18 protein-coding genes are annotated in these 14576 nt (G+C 61.8%); 11 read left to right on the forward strand and 7 right to left on the reverse strand.

Features of this window, described 5'->3' with window-relative positions:
- Positions 1-74: 74 nt before the first annotated feature.
- From AC07O2_RS01040 to AC07O2_RS01055, 4 genes are all read right to left on the reverse strand, one after another.
- Entirely contained in the window at positions 75-365 is a 291-nt protein-coding gene (locus AC07O2_RS01040; RefSeq protein ID WP_495073884.1) for an H-NS histone family protein, read from the reverse strand.
- A 204-nt stretch (positions 366-569) separates the two neighbouring features.
- Complete coding sequence (locus AC07O2_RS01045; RefSeq protein ID WP_495073885.1) at positions 570-1496, reverse strand: ROK family protein; 927 nt, start codon at positions 1494-1496, stop codon at positions 570-572.
- Positions 1497-1509: 13 nt separating this feature from the next.
- Positions 1510-1704 (reverse strand): DUF2905 domain-containing protein, encoded by a 195-nt coding sequence (locus AC07O2_RS01050; RefSeq protein ID WP_495073886.1) that lies wholly within the window; start codon positions 1702-1704, stop codon positions 1510-1512.
- A 3-nt stretch (positions 1705-1707) separates the two neighbouring features.
- Positions 1708-2790, reverse strand: a complete 1083-nt coding sequence (locus AC07O2_RS01055) for a class I SAM-dependent methyltransferase (RefSeq protein ID WP_495073887.1) — start codon at positions 2788-2790, stop codon at positions 1708-1710.
- 51 nt (positions 2791-2841) lie between these two features.
- Between AC07O2_RS01055 and AC07O2_RS01060 the strand changes: the two genes are divergently transcribed.
- From AC07O2_RS01060 to AC07O2_RS01100, 9 genes are all read left to right on the forward strand, one after another.
- Positions 2842-3636: an SDR family oxidoreductase gene (locus AC07O2_RS01060; protein ID WP_495073888.1), complete on the forward strand. Its 795-nt coding sequence runs from the start codon at positions 2842-2844 to the stop codon at positions 3634-3636.
- Between the two features lie 14 nt (positions 3637-3650).
- Entirely contained in the window at positions 3651-4022 is a 372-nt protein-coding gene (locus AC07O2_RS01065; protein ID WP_495073889.1) for a dihydroneopterin aldolase, read from the forward strand.
- Positions 4023-4103: 81 nt separating this feature from the next.
- Positions 4104-4871 (forward strand): substrate-binding periplasmic protein, encoded by a 768-nt coding sequence (locus tag AC07O2_RS01070; protein WP_495073890.1) that lies wholly within the window; start codon positions 4104-4106, stop codon positions 4869-4871.
- Positions 4862-6238, forward strand: coding sequence for a GGDEF domain-containing protein (locus AC07O2_RS01075; protein WP_495073891.1), 1377 nt, complete (start codon positions 4862-4864; stop codon positions 6236-6238). The genes AC07O2_RS01070 and AC07O2_RS01075 overlap by 10 nt, the downstream gene beginning before the upstream one ends.
- Before the next feature lie 41 nt (positions 6239-6279).
- Complete coding sequence (locus AC07O2_RS01080; RefSeq protein WP_495073892.1) at positions 6280-7029, forward strand: substrate-binding periplasmic protein; 750 nt, start codon at positions 6280-6282, stop codon at positions 7027-7029.
- Positions 7030-7132: 103 nt separating this feature from the next.
- Positions 7133-8059 carry a tRNA 2-thiocytidine(32) synthetase TtcA gene (gene ttcA / locus AC07O2_RS01085; RefSeq protein ID WP_495073893.1) on the forward strand — a complete coding sequence of 309 codons (927 nt, stop codon included), beginning with the start codon at positions 7133-7135 and terminating at the stop codon, positions 8057-8059.
- A gap of 11 nt (positions 8060-8070) precedes the next feature.
- Entirely contained in the window at positions 8071-8646 is a 576-nt protein-coding gene (locus AC07O2_RS01090; protein WP_495073894.1) for a DUF4136 domain-containing protein, read from the forward strand.
- A gap of 8 nt (positions 8647-8654) precedes the next feature.
- Positions 8655-9299: a histidine phosphatase family protein gene (locus AC07O2_RS01095; RefSeq protein WP_495073895.1), complete on the forward strand. Its 645-nt coding sequence runs from the start codon at positions 8655-8657 to the stop codon at positions 9297-9299.
- A gap of 10 nt (positions 9300-9309) precedes the next feature.
- On the forward strand, positions 9310-9771 hold the full coding sequence (locus tag AC07O2_RS01100) for a hypothetical protein (protein ID WP_495073896.1): 462 nt from the start codon (positions 9310-9312) through the stop codon (positions 9769-9771).
- Between the two features lie 98 nt (positions 9772-9869).
- Here the strand turns inward: AC07O2_RS01100 and ruvB are convergent, their stop codons facing one another.
- Positions 9870-10931, reverse strand: a complete 1062-nt coding sequence (ruvB, locus tag AC07O2_RS01105) for a Holliday junction branch migration DNA helicase RuvB (RefSeq protein ID WP_495073897.1) — start codon at positions 10929-10931, stop codon at positions 9870-9872.
- 191 nt (positions 10932-11122) lie between these two features.
- On the opposite strand from ruvB, the gene AC07O2_RS01110 reads away from it, so the two are divergent.
- Complete coding sequence (locus AC07O2_RS01110; protein ID WP_495073898.1) at positions 11123-12349, forward strand: carbonic anhydrase; 1227 nt, start codon at positions 11123-11125, stop codon at positions 12347-12349.
- Between the two features lie 274 nt (positions 12350-12623).
- On the opposite strand, the gene ruvA is transcribed toward AC07O2_RS01110, so the two are convergent.
- The gene (gene ruvA, locus AC07O2_RS01115; RefSeq protein WP_490590956.1) at positions 12624-13196 is read right to left on the reverse strand and encodes a Holliday junction branch migration protein RuvA; all 573 of its coding nucleotides are present in this window, start codon (positions 13194-13196) and stop codon (positions 12624-12626) included.
- 143 nt (positions 13197-13339) lie between these two features.
- On the opposite strand from ruvA, the gene AC07O2_RS01120 reads away from it, so the two are divergent.
- The gene (locus AC07O2_RS01120; RefSeq protein ID WP_495073899.1) at positions 13340-13915 is read left to right on the forward strand and encodes a bactofilin family protein; all 576 of its coding nucleotides are present in this window, start codon (positions 13340-13342) and stop codon (positions 13913-13915) included.
- A 17-nt stretch (positions 13916-13932) separates the two neighbouring features.
- On the opposite strand, the gene AC07O2_RS01125 is transcribed toward AC07O2_RS01120, so the two are convergent.
- Positions 13933-14550 (reverse strand): ABC-type transport auxiliary lipoprotein family protein, encoded by a 618-nt coding sequence (locus tag AC07O2_RS01125; RefSeq protein ID WP_495073900.1) that lies wholly within the window; start codon positions 14548-14550, stop codon positions 13933-13935.
- Positions 14551-14576: the final 26 nt, after the last annotated feature.

The following is a 14576-nucleotide window of genomic DNA, read 5'->3' on the forward strand; positions in this document are numbered from 1 at the left end:
AGCCCAGTCCGAAGACTGGGCTTTTTGATAAAAATGATTACCGCAACTAAGCCACGGTAAAAAACGGCATTAAATTAGCCAGCAATCAGAAACTGGTCGCGGTCTTGGCCTTGGATCCACTTTGGCGGTTTGCCACGGCCAGTCCAGGTATCACCGGTAGCTGTATTGCGGTATTTAGGAGCAACCTTGGCTCCGCTTTTAACGCGGGGCTTACCAGCAGCAAAAATATCTTCCGCGGTCAAACCGAAATCAGCGACCAGCGTTTTGACTTTTTCAATGGCGGCGGCATTTTCCGTGGCGCGTGCAGCATTGATTTGCTGCTCAAGGAGTTCACGCTGTTGCAAAAGTTCTTTGTAGGTAGGCATCTTTGTATTCCGAATACTTCGAAAATGAATTATTGACGCTTAATTATAAACCCACAAATACGGGTTTGTGTAAAGCCAATTTAAAGATAACCCGCACGTTAGAAAAAACTTCGCCACAGAATCATCGAACCCCTTGGTCTCCACATGGACATTGGCATGGATATAGGCAGAAATACCAGTATCCAAGGCCAATATGCACACCGATCAGGCCAATGCGACGGCGGCGTAGTCACCCACTTTGTCGGCCAAACCAGCGGGCACCAAGGTCACCCCCGTGGTTAATGAAGGCAATTTTCCATCAATATGGGATTGCAGGCGTGGCAGCAGAAATTCGCGGTTGTGCCAAAAAACACTGCCGCCCAAGCTAATGCGCTGTAAATCCAGCGTGATCACCAGGTTATACAAAGAGCGCCCCAATACCCGGCATAGATCATCCACCTTGGTCAACGCATCTGCATCTCCGGCGCGGGCCGCCTGGAATAATGTGGCCGCATCCAGGCCAAATCGGCGGGCAATCGCATTGCCGGCAACCAAACCCTCTACATCGCCGATATTCCCGCAGCCGCATAAAGCGTCCAGGTTATCCGAAACAAACATATGGCCGGCATGGCCGGCATTTCCATTCTTGCCGCGCAGGATATGGCCATCCACGCACAGACCCATACCAATACCGGTACTCCAGGTCACATAAGCACAGTGGTCCACGCCCACCAAGGCACCCCAGCGACGCTCGGCCTCCAGTGCGGCAATGCAGTCGTTCTCGATACGCACCCGGGCGAAACGGTGACCCAGGGGCGCTTCCAACAGCGCCGTATCCCAGTCATTGGGCAAGCCACGTGCCGGGCCGGCCATGCCGCCGCAGATGTTCGGCGCGGTCAATTCAATCAGGCCGTCGCGGATCAGGAACGGACCGCAGGACGACACGCCTGCTACCTGCACGTCTGCCGGGTTGGCACCGATCTCGGCACAGGCCTCGTCCACCATGCGGATGATCTGCACGGCCAGAGCATCGTTATTGCCGGTCTTGGCGGTGGGTTCGGTACGCCGCGCCTGCAAATTGGGCAAATCGTCGTTGCCAACAGCCAGGCTGACAGCGACCTTGGTGCCGCCAATATCGATACATGCTTTCATGGGATTTATTCTCTTAAATGAGTTTGGAAACAAGGCTAGCGAGAAAGCTCAAAACCAGAGTGGTGGTTAATGGAATAAACCACTCGCGGCCAAATAGTCTGAAACGCAAATCACCGGGCAGTCTGCCAAAGCCTAACTTGCGCAACAACGGGGAAAACCAGTCAATTAGTAACAGGGCGAGAAAGATAACCAGCAGCCAGCGCGCCATACATCAAAGCGTATGGCTGCGATCACCCTGGGCAAAACCCAGCGGCTCCCAAGGTGTGCCAGCACCAAAGGCAATCACCTTGAACAGCTCGCCCATCTCGTGCTCGGAGATCAATTTCAATGCATTCGCACGTTCTGCATGCGTAGCGTGCTCCATTTTTTGGAGCAACCCGCAATTCATCAAAAACCGCGCCTGGCTGGTATAGCCCAGCACATTCAGGCTGGGCTCGGCCTCTTGTCCGGCCAGGGCAATGCCAGTGAAATTGACATGGGCGGTAATGTCCTTCAGCCCCACATAGGTCAGCGGATCGGGGTCGGCGCGGTGGGCGTAATGGCACATCACCGTGCCTGTGCTGCGCTGCGGGTGGTAATACTCGGCTTCAGGGAAACCGTAGTCCAAAAAGAAGGCGGCACCCTGGGTCAGGCGGTCGGCCAGGGTACGGATGAAGGACTCGCCCTGCGGATGGATTTCGGTCAGGTAGTCGTGCGGACCATCGATCTCGGTCGGCGGGCGTAAGCTGGTGGGGCGGTCGTCCCAGGCGAAGGCGTCACCAGTCCACACCACACCGCGTTCAAACCACTGGCCGCTTTTGCGTACCAATAATTGCACCGGCATGGCGTCCAGCACCTCGTTGCCAACCACCACGGCCTGCAAGCTAGCGGGCAGCTCGGTAACCCACTGCACCTTGTCGGCAAAAGGCTGCAGGCGCAGTTGCTGGCGCGCGCGCAGGCTGCCAGACAGATCCACGATGCAGTAGCGCTGCAGCTTGTCACCCAGGGCCTGCAGCAATTGCTCGGCCAAGGCACCCGAGCCGGCACCGAACTCCCAGACCTCGCAGGTCTGCGTGGCGTCTAGCGCCTGTGCGACCTGCACGGCCAGGGTCTGGCCGAACAAGGGCGATATCTCAGGGGCGGTGACGAAGTCGCTGCCATCTGCACCTTGGTCAGCCTCGGGCATGGCGCCGAACTTCAGGCGGTCATTGGCGTAATAACCCAGGCCGGGTTGGTACAGGGCCAGCGCCATGAAATGGTCAAAACCGATCCAGCCGCCGGAGGACTGGATCAATTGCTGGATATGCGTCTGCAATGCGCTCGTTAAACTGGGGGCTGTTTTTTCCACCCTCGGATTGTCCGCTGAATGTTGCCTGTATCTCCGCACCCTCGACAAGCTCGTACCGTTTTGGTAACCGGGGCCGGCAAACGGCTGGGGCGCGAGATCGCCCTGACCCTGGCCCAAGGGGGTTGGCAGGTGGCAGTGCACTACCGTCGCTCGGAACAGGACGCTATTAAAACAGTAGCTGACTGCGCAGGTATTACAAGCGCCAGCGGCCTAAAACATGCCGCATTCCAGGCAGACCTGGCCGATGAAGCCCAGGTACGCGCCCTGCTGCCGACCGTGCTGGCGCAATTCGGAACGGTAGACGCGGTGGTCAACAGCGCCAGTACCTTCGAACACGACAGTGCCGCCGACTTCAGCTTTGCCGCCATGGAGTTGCACCTGCGCAGCAATACCGGCGCGCCGATTCTGCTGGCCCAGGCACTGCACAAGCATGTCGTGGCACGTGGCTGCAGCACCGGCGCGGTGGTGAATTTGCTGGACCAGAAACTGTGGAACCTGAACCCGGACTTCTTGAGCTACACCCTGTCCAAGGCCGCGCTGGAAGTCGCCAACACCATGCTGGCCCAGGCGCTAGCGCCCCAACTGCGGGTGGTGGGCGTGGCACCCGGCCTGACGTTGAAAAGCCATATGCTGAGCGATGAGCAATTTGCCGCCCTGCACAAGGTATCCCCGCTGGGCCGCTCCAGCACAGCCGCCGATGTGGCGGCCACTGTCAAGTTTGCGCTGGAGAACGCGTCCATCACCGGCACCACCCTGCTGGTAGATGGCGGCCAGCACCTGATGCAGTTCGAACGCGATTTTTCGCTCATGTAACTCTTTTCAAAGCCATGCACCACACCTCCGGAAACCAAACCCTGCAACTCACCGGGCTGCGCTTCGATGCCAACCTGGGCATTCTGGAGTCGGAGCTGACCACTCCCCAGCCGATCCAGGTGGATGCCGAACTCAACCTCGGCCCGCAGCCACTGGAGCCCAGCGACGACGACATCAACCACGTACTCGACTACCGCAAGGTGCGCCAGATCATCATCGACGACTGCACCGCCGAACACGTGAACCTGCTGGAGAGCCTGATCGGCAAGCTGGCACAACGGCTGATGCAGCTGCCCGGCGTGCTAGGTGTGCGCGTGCGGATAGCCAAGCTGGAAATCTTTGAGGACTGCGAAGTCGCTATCCGGATCGAGACCGGGCAGTGGTAAGCCCTTGAGCATTTAAAATCGATAGCAACCAACTGTTATTTGATAAGCTTTGGCATACCTACTTACTCCAAGGAAGGCCACATGAATTTGCCCGGCACCACCGCATTGGCGCGACGCACAGCCCTGCAGATGGCGCTGCTGGCCTGCTTGCTGCCGGCGCATGCCGGCGAAACCATCAAGATCCTCACGGAAGAGTACCCGCCTTACAACTACACCGACAAAGGCAAGATCACCGGACTGGGAACCGAGGTGGTGCAAGCGGTGCTCAAAGAAATCAATATCGAAGGCCAGTTCCAGTCTGTGCCCTGGGCCCGGGCCTATGAAACCACCCAGAACAGCGAGAACGTGCTGATCTACTCGATCAACCGTTCCAAAGACCGCGAAAAGCTGTTCAAGTGGGTTGGTCAGATCACCCCTACCGATTTCTATCTGTTCTCGCTGAAAAGCCGCAACATCCAGCTGGCAGACCTGGGCAGCGCGAAAAACCTGCAAATCGGCACTGTGAACCAGGACGTGGGCGAGCAGTTTTTGGCATCCCAAGGTTTTGTCGTTGGGCACAACCTGCAGTCCAGCAGCAAATATGAACTGAATTATGAAAAGCTCAAGCTGGGCCGGATCGACCTGTGGGTCATGAACGAACTGAGCGCGTACTACATCGCCCGCCAGGCCGGAGACGACCCGACCACGGTGCTGCAGAAATCATTGCGCATCCCTGAGCTCAGCGGCGGCGGCAACTACATGGCTTTTGGACCAAAAACCTCAGACGCCCTGGTGGAGCGCTTCCGCAAGGGCCTGGAAATTATCAAGAAAAACGGTATTTACGACGCGCTACAGAAAAAATGGCTGTAAGCCCGCCCATCCTCAACACCGAGATTAGCCGCGGCACCAGTGCGCTGGGCAGCCGTATGGTGATGGCGACCTTGGGCTTTTGTTTGCTGTTCACGGTGGCGGTGGCCGCGCTGCGTACCTGGTCGGCCTGGCAAAACAATGTCGCAACCATGTCCGCAGAGCTGGAACTGATCGCCCAGGTCTACCAACGCACACTGTCCAAATCCATTTGGGAAATGGACCGCGAATCGCTACAGACCAACATCGACAGCGTGGCCAATGTGGAATCGGTAGGCCAGATCGAAGTCGCGCTGCAGTCGGTCAACCGCCCCCCGGAAATATTCCGCCGAACGCACAGCGGCTGGAAAGCATCTACCCGCGCGCCCATGTTGCGCGTCAAACTTGACTACGAGGCATTCGCTGGCAGCAAGGAAACCGTAGGCGAATTCGCGCTCTATGGCGACGAAAGGATTCTGTGGGCACGTTTACGCACCGAGGTGCTGGCCATTCTGGTGACCCAGGTTACACAATCACTATTACTGGCCAGCTTGATCATGTTGCTGTTCAGCAAACTGGTCACCGTGCATGTGCGCCGCATCGCACGGCACCTGGGTCAATTGACGCCAGACAACCTAGACCACAAGCTGCGGCTGGACCGAGATCCCGCCCGCCAAGACGAGCTCACGCTACTGGAGACAGGGGTCAACCAGTTGCAGAGCAACCTCTCCAGCTACCTGCAGCAGCAGCAGCGCTATGAACATGAGCTGGCCAGCCACCGCGACCACCTGGCCGACATGGTGCGCGAGCGCACCAGCGCCCTGGAATCCACCAACGCACGGCTGGAGAATGCCAATGCCCTGCTGGACAGCCTGGCCCGGACCGACCCACTGACCGGCCTGGCCAACCGCCGCCACTTTGACGAGGCCAAGGAGATCGAGTTTCGCCGCGCCCTGCGCTCAGGGCTTCCGCTGTCGCTCCTGGTGTGTGATATCGACGCGTTCAAACGCTACAACGACGCCTACGGCCACCCTGCCGGCGACGCCTGCCTGCGCGCCGTGGCCCACGCCATTCAAAAATGCAACGCCCGGGCCGGCGACCTGGTAGCCCGCATCGGTGGCGAGGAGTTTGCTGTGCTGCTGCCGGGCACCACCGCAGAAGTCGCCACCCAACTGGCAAGCCGCCTGCTGGATGCCGTGTCCGCACTGGCGATTCCACACCGGGACTCCGAGGCGGCCGCGCATGTCACAGTCAGCATCGGCCTGGCCCAACTGGACACCGAACATACCGACAACTTCAGCGCCTTGTTTGAGCAAGCCGACCAGGCGCTGTACCAAGCCAAAAGCAACGGCCGCAACCGTGTCGTCGCACATGGAAGGCCGCTGGCCTAGGCCAGCGACAGCTATTCTTTTCAGGCAACACCCACCAGACCATGAAAAAAGTACTCCTCCGCCTACTGGCTTGTGCCACCACCCTGGTTTCACTACACGCCGGAGCCCAAGCGGTGCGCGCGGTCACCGAAGATGCACCGCCCTATACCTTCATGGCGGGCGGCAAGGTCGCGGGCATCGCCACCGAGGTGCTGGAAAAAACCCTGCAGCAGGCCGGCATAGCCGACTACCGGGTCAACCTGTATCCGTGGGCCCGTGCCTATGACATGGCACTGAATGAACCCAATGTGCTGATCTTCCTGATTGCGCGCACGCCCGCCCGGGAAAAGCAATTCCAGTGGGTAGGCGAATTCATGCAGATGCGCTACCACCTGTACAAGCTGCGCGAGCGCGCCGATGTGACTGCCAGCCAACTGGACGGCGCGCGCAACCATGTGATTGGCGTGATACGCGACGATGTACGCCAGCAATACCTGCAACGCCAGGGCTTTTCACGCCTGGTGGTCTCGGCACAGGCAGGTGAGAACTTCGCCAAGCTCCTGAGCCGCCAGGTCGATATGGTGCCACTGACCGAGGGGGAAACCGCCCCCCTGTGCCGCAGCGCCCATTTCGACTGCGCAAAACTGGAAAAAGTGCTGACCCTGGATGAAATGACCACCGGCCTGTACATGGCCTACAGCAACTCCACTCCCGAGGCTCTGGTCAGCAAAACCCAGGCGGCGTTCGAGCAACTGCGCGCCAACGGCACGGTGCGGCGCATCATGGAGGCCCCGGCCACCCACGCCAAATAATTCGCCCATCGCGGCAAAACACGGCGTAAGAAAGCCCCGTTTTGATCGCATAAAGGCGCGGCACGGGATAATCGGGGTTTTCCCAGCCAAGATTGCCCCCTTTATGAGCGCCGTATGGACCGCCGACGAGGCCGCCCCCGTCACCCCCACCGCCACTGACTTCAAGATCGAGCGCGAAACGCACAAGCTCGAAAAACGCCTGTGCCGCGAAATGGGCAAAGCCATCGTCGACTACAACATGGTCGAAGAGGGCGACAAGGTCATGGTCTGCGTGAGCGGCGGCAAGGACAGCTACGCCATGCTGGACATCCTGCTCAAACTGAAGGCCCGCGCGCCCATCCAGTTCGACATCATCGCCGTCAACCTGGACCAGAAGCAGCCCGGCTTCCCTGAGGACGTGCTGCCCCGCTACCTGACCGCGCTGGGCGTGCCCTTCCACATCGAGAACCAGGACACCTACAGCATCGTCAAGCGCGTGATCCCCGAGGGCAAAACCACCTGCGGCCTGTGCAGCCGGTTGCGCCGCGGCATCCTGTACCGCGTGGCCGACGAGCTGGGCGCCACCAAGATCGCGCTGGGCCACCACCGTGACGACATGCTGCAGACCTTCTTTTTGAACATGTTCTTCGGCGGCAAGCTCAAGGGCATGCCGCCCAAGCTGGTCAGCGACGACGGCAAGCACATCGTCATCCGCCCGCTGGCCTACGTGACCGAAAAAGACCTGGTGCGCTGGGCCGCCCACAAGCAATTCCCCATCATCCCCTGCACCCTGTGTGGCAGCCAGGAAAACCTGCAGCGCAAGCAGATCTCGCAGATGCTGCAGGAATGGGAAAAGAAGTTCCCCGGCCGCATCGAAAGCATGTTCAGCGCGCTGCAAAACGTCGTGCCCTCGCATCTGATGGACGGCAGCCGTTACGACTTCAAGGGCCTGCGCCCCACGGGCGTGGCCTCGGAGGACGGCGACCAGGCATTTGACGCACCCAGCTTCCCGCCCGCCGGCCTACCCGGCCTGCAGGTCGTACAGCTCTAGGAGATATAGCCATGGCACGCTGGTCCACCCTGCTGCTCGCAAGCTGCGTGTGGCTGTCCGGCTGTGCCTCCATGTGGCGCGTGGACAGCGATGTGCAAAGCTTCTCCACCCTGGGTGCGGTCGCCCCCGGCACCACCATCCGCTTTGACCGCCTGCCCTCACAACAGGCCGACGCCGCAACGCAGAACGCACTCGAAGCCATCGCGACACCCGCCCTGGCCCAGGTGGGCCTGGTACCGGGCCCGACGCCGCGCTTCAACGTGGAGCTAGGCATCCAGACCCTGGTCATCTACCCGGATACCGGGCGCTGGGGCCCAGGTCCCCTCTGGTATGGCCCGGGCCGCTGGGGCTGGCCGGGGCGCCCACAGCTCTGGATGCCCGAACCCACCCGCTACCAGCACCAGCTCAAGCTAGTCTTGCGCGCCGTGGACGGCGGCCAGGTAGTCTTTGAAAGCCGGGCCGTGCACGAAGGTTTTGGCGGCCGCATTGAAGACGTGCTGCCGGCCATGTTCCAGGCCGCCCTGCAAGGCTTCCCCAACCCGCCAGCGGGCCTGCGCACGGTCAGCATACAGCCACCGCAACACTAAGAACACCTATGAACGCCACCCGCATCATCGCCATCCGCCATGGTGAAACCGCCTGGAACGTAGACACCCGCATCCAGGGCCACCTGGACATCCCGCTGAACGCCACGGGCCGCTGGCAAGCACAGCGGGCCGCCCAGGCCCTGGTCGAAGAACCCATCACCGCCATCTATGCCAGCGACCTACTGCGGGCTTATGAAACGGCGCAAGCTGTCGCCAACGCACTGGGCGTGGACATCGCCAAGGCGCCAGGCTTGCGGGAACGTGACTTTGGCGCCTTCCAGGGTCACACCTTCGCGGAGATTGAGGCCACCCAACCCGAACTGGCACTGCGCTGGCGCAAGCGCGACCCCGACTTCAGCCCCCCTGAAGGTGGCGAATCATTGATCCGATTCCGCGACCGGATACTGGCCTGCGTAGACCTGCTGGCAGCGCGCCACCCCGGCGAGCTGATCACCCTGGTGGCCCATGGCGGCGTGATGGATGTGCTGTACCGCGCCGCCACCGGCCAGGGCCTGCAAGCACCGCGTACCTGGGACCTGGGCAACGCCGCCATCAACCGCCTGCTGTGGACGCCGCAAGGCTTGAACCTGGTCGGCTGGGCCGACACCCAGCACCTGGAAGCCGACACCGCACTGGACGAAACCAGCGCTTGAGGAACAGACCATGCTTCATTACTTGATGCACTCAAGCGAATACTCGTGGCAGGAGCAATTACTGTACGCCGGCCTCTTCGTTGCAGCCATTGTGTTGCTGTTTGTGTTTTTTTGGTGGCGCAAGCGTGCTGCGCGGCCCCGCCAGGGCGACTTTGCGGCACTGGTACAAAACCACTCGATTGCCGAAGCGCTGGACCAACAGCAACGAGGCCCGTTGGAAGACGCGGCCGATGCCTGGCAGCAAACGCAAACCGCGCTGGGCACCGTAAAAACCGGCGTGGAACGCGCACTGGCACTGGTCTGGCTGCTGCTGTCGGGCCTGCTGTGCGCCATCAGCATCCTGTTTGTGCTCATAGGCCTGCTGAAATTTCCGGCGCTGAACTGGGGCCAGCAGGGGTTCTTCCTGGCACTGGCCGTGGTATGCGCCTGGTTTGTGCGGGCGCAATGGCGCAACCTGCGTGGCGCGAAGTAGGCCGGCAGCGCCGTCACGTTTACAGCCAAATCAACTGTTTGCGCAGATAGCACCTGCACAGGCAGCTACCAATTAAATAGCAAGCCCGAAGTTTTTTCTTACTCCGCGGCAAACAGCCCGCCCTCGGCCTGCGGCGGGTTCACACCCAGGTGGCGGTAGGCGGCCAGCGTGGCGATGCGGCCACGCGGCGTGCGCTGCAGAAAGCCCTGCTGTATCAGATAGGGCTCGATCACATCTTCAATGGTGTCGCGCTCCTCGCCGATGCTGGCGGCGATGTTGTCCAGCCCCACCGGGCCGCCATCAAAGCGGTGGATCACCGCCTCCAGCAGCTTGCGGTCCATCAGGTCGAAGCCTTGCGGGTCCACATCTAGCATGGCCAGCGCGCGGTTGGCGATGTCTAGCGTGATGGTGCCGTTACCCTTCACATCGGCGTAGTCGCGCACCCGGCGCAGCAGGCGGTTGGCGATACGCGGTGTGCCGCGCGAGCGGCGTGCGATCTCAAAGCCACCGTCGGCCTCCATCGGCGCATTCAGCAGACCGGCGCTGCGCTTCACAATGCGCGCCAGCTCGTCCGGCGTATAGAACTCCAGCCGCGCCACGATGCCGAAGCGGTCGCGCAGCGGGTTGGTCAGCATGCCGGCGCGGGTGGTGGCGCCGACCAGGGTGAAAGGTTGCAGGTCCAGCTTGATGCTGCGCGCCGCCGGGCCTTCGCCGATCATGATGTCGATCTGGTAGTCCTCCAGCGCGGGGTACAGGATTTCTTCCACCACCGGGCTGAGGCGGTGGATTTCATCGATAAACAGGACGTCGTTCTTTTCCAGGTTGGTCAGCAGCGCAGCCAGGTCCTTGGGCTTTTCCAGCACCGGGCCGCTGGTCTGGCGCATATTCACGCCCAGCTCGTGGGCAATGATGTGGCTCAGCGTGGTCTTGCCCAGGCCGGGCGGGCCGAACAGCAGCACGTGGTCCAGCGCCTCGCTGCGTTTTTTGGCCGCGCCGATGAATATCTCCAGCTGCTCGCGCGCCTTGGTCTGGCCCACATATTCGTCGAACAGCTTGGGGCGCAGCGCGCGTTCTATCGCCTCTTCCTGGGGCGAAGAGGGCACGGCGGAGACAACGCGCTTGGGCGGCGTCGGCGCGAAATCATCAGTCTGGATGGACACGGCAGGCAGGTCAGAAGAGGGTTGAAAACAGAGCGACCACTATAGCGCCTGGCGCCCGACTGTATGCAAACGGGCCGCCGCTTTGAGTGAGGAGACGGCTTGCTTGTGGCTATAGTGGACCCTGCAACACTTTACATAGCAATGCGGTAGCTGTTACACCGTGTGCTTGTTTCTTTTGAGCCCTATTGCCCATGACGTCCACACCCTCTGCTTCCACCCCTTCTGCACACTGGTCTGTTGGCTGGCAAGGCGTTCGCCACAGTGCCCTGGGGCTGCTGCTGTGTGCCAGCGCCAGCGGCTGGGCGGCCGATGCGCCGGCGGAAAAAATCCCCTCCATCGGCAAGATCACCCTGCCCGCCAAGCCGGCATCGCAAGAAGGAGGCAAGGCAGCCGAAACCAGCAAGACCAAGGAAACCGTCAGCAAGGAATCCATGGGCGACCAGGTACGCGAACTGGTCGAGCAAGCCAACGCCAGCAACCAGCAAGCCAAAGGCAAAAAAGGCAAGACCGCCAAGACCCCGCCAAAGATCACGCTGACCATCGAGGCCGAGCCCAAAAAATCCGGCGCACGCGGCACGCCCTCGGCACCGCCCGACATAGCGGCCGCCTACGCCCGTGCCCATGGCGCCATCCCCAACCCGGTGGACAGCCGCGCAGCCGCCATGGCCCAAGTGGCCGGCCTGCCACCGCGCACCACGGTGTCCCGTGACAACCTGGGCATGGCGCGCAGCGACGAAACCCGCTGGACCTACGACGGTGAATTCGGCCCACAAGCCTGGTCGCGGCTGCGGCCCGAATACGGCCAGTGCGCCACCGGCACGCGCCAGTCGCCCATCCACATCCAGGACGGCAACACCTTGCAGGGCCCGGCCGAACCGCTGCAGTTCCACTACCAGCCCAGTAGCGCCATGGTGGTCAACACCGGCCGCACCATACAAGTAGACGTGGTGGGTGACAACACCCTCACCGTGCGCGGCTCCACCTACAAGCTGACCAACATCCAGTTCCACCACCCCAGCGAAGAGCGCATCAACGACCGGGCCTACACCATGGCGGCCCATCTGATCCACCGCAACATCGACGGGCAGATTGCCATCGTCGCCGTGCTGATGGACCCAGGCCAGCCCAACACCATGGTGAACAAGGTCTGGACCTATATGCCGCTGGACGTGGGCGACCGCGTGCGCATGCCCGCCGGCCTGCTGGACCTGAACGAGCTGTTGCCGCAAGACCAGCGCTACTACCAGTTCATAGGCTCGCTGACCACGCCACCCTGCTCGGAAAACGTGCTGTGGATGGTGTTGAAGCAGCCGATACAAATCAGCCCCGAGCAGCTGCGCCTGTTCGCCCAGCTCTACCCGCGCAACAACCGCCCGGTACAGCCCCTGAACGGGCGCGTGGTCCGGGAAGGCATGTAAGAGCCTATTTACGACCTATTTGGGGCCGCGCAGCTGCCTTTTCGGGAGGGGCTGGTAGGCGCGGCTCGCCACCCATAGCCCCGCTATGGGCAAGAGTCGCAACGCCCCAGACTGCCCGAGAAGGCAACTGCCCTGCGGGTTGGGGAGAAATCGGGCGATTTGCCCGCCATCACCCTTGCATGGGCAGGGAGCCCATGCTGCGGGCGCCGACAAGCAACTCATCCGGATTGCTCCCCAACGCGGCCCCAAATAGGTCGTAAACAGGCTCTTGGCCCTACTTGGCCAGCGCTTTCAGCGCCAGCTTGATGCCTTCGCTGACGCCCACGCCGGCCGGCAAGGCCTTCAGCGCCAGCGCCGCTTCCTTGTCGCTATAGCCCAGGGCCACCAGGGCCTGCAGGATGTCGGCCTGCGCATCGCTGGTCACACCGGTGCGCACTCCGATATCGGGGCCCAGCTTGCCCTTGAGCTCCAGCAGCAGGCGCTCGGCGGTTTTGGGGCCGATGCCGGGCACCTTCTTGAGCCGCCCCACTTCTTGCAATGTGATGGCCTGGGCCAGGTCGTCCACCCCCATGCCGGACAAAATGCTCAAGGCCGTGCGCGGCCCGACGCCGCTGATCTTGATCAGCTGGCGAAACGCATCGCGCTCGCCCGGTGTGGCAAAGCCATACAGAATTTGCGCGTCTTCACGCACCACGAAATGCGTCAACAGCGTGACCTGCTCGCCCAGGCCCGGCAGGTTGTAGAAGGTGCTCATGGGCACATCCACGTCATAGCCCACACCGTGGCAGTCGATCAGCACCTGGGGTGGGTTCTTGGCGGCCAGCAGGCCTTGGAGTCGTCCGATCATGGGGTTTCCGAATGGTGAAAGCGCGATTGTCCCCGACGAGCACCGCCAATGCGCCACACACACGTTCTTACAGCTCTTGCATCCTCGCCCGGCATGTAACGGGATCGGCTCCTACCATTGGTCTCTTTTGGGAGGAATCCACCATGGCTCTGCAAGCTCCGTTTTTTGGCAAGCGTGAACCGGCCGTTTTGGGCCTGCGCCCCAGCCCCTCGCATGCACAGCAAGCCCCCCTGGGCAAACCACTGAACACCACCAGCACATCGTCAGCCAGCTCCACCCCCCTCCCCAGCGAAGTAAGCACTATGCAAGCCTCTACACCCGCAACCTCCACCAGCACCAATTCCGCCACCAAGACCGGCGGCAGTACCCTGACCGTGGGCCCGAACATCAAGCTCAAGGGTGTGGAGATCACCGACTGCGACACCCTGGTGGTGGAAGGCATCGTCGAAGCCACCATGGACTCGCGACTGATGCAGATCACCGCCGACGGCGCCTTCAAGGGCGCTGCCGACATCGATATTGCCGAAATCCATGGCAGCTTCGACGGCGTGCTGACAGTACGCGACAAGCTGGTGATCTACTCCACCGGCAAAGTCACCGGCACCGTGCGCTACGGCAAGCTGGTGGTGGAAGAAGGTGGCCAGTTGTCTGGCGAGATCGCCTTCGGCACCAGCAAAGCCGCGCCTATGAAAGCGGACCTGCAGGCCATCGCGGCCTGAGTCACTTCGGCTGGGGCTCAACGCCCCACCGTCTCCAGCCAGGCATCCAGCTCCTGCGCCAGGGCATCGGTGGCCGCTGCCAGCGCCCGCACCCCGCCGGGTGCGTCGGCGCTGGGGGCCGGGCGCTGCAAGCTGAACGTGCGCTGGGCCAGCAAGCTGTCACCCAGCGGTGTACTCTCCACCAGCGTGGCGCGCAGCCGTACCAGGCCGGTACTGGCTGTGGGCGACTGGAACAGCTGGGTAAATTCCTGCAACTCCAAACGCAACAAGCGCGGCGCCGGCCCAGTGGTTCGTGCCAGTGCAGCACTGTCGCTGGCGGCCAGCACGGCACGGCGCTGCCCCAGCACATCACGCAGCCGCTGGCCCACCAGCTGCGCGGGCGGCACGCTCCAGCGGGCCTGGGTGTAAGGGCGCAGTTGTTGCGCGTCCGCATAGCCCAACCGGTACAGAATGGCCGTGCCACCGTCAATCAACCCAGGTGCCTCTACCTCGGCAAACGCCAGGGGTGGCAAGCTGGTCGTGGCCAACGGGCTGTTGGCCGTGGTGGTGCTTGGGCCGAAGTCATACTGCGTGGCACGCACGGGCTTGTCGGGCAAGGCCGAGCAGGCAGCCAGGGCCCAAACCACCGAGCCCATTACCAAGCCAAATAGGCACTTTGCGC

The sequence above is a fragment of the Rhodoferax sp. GW821-FHT10B06 genome, assembly GCF_059415605.1.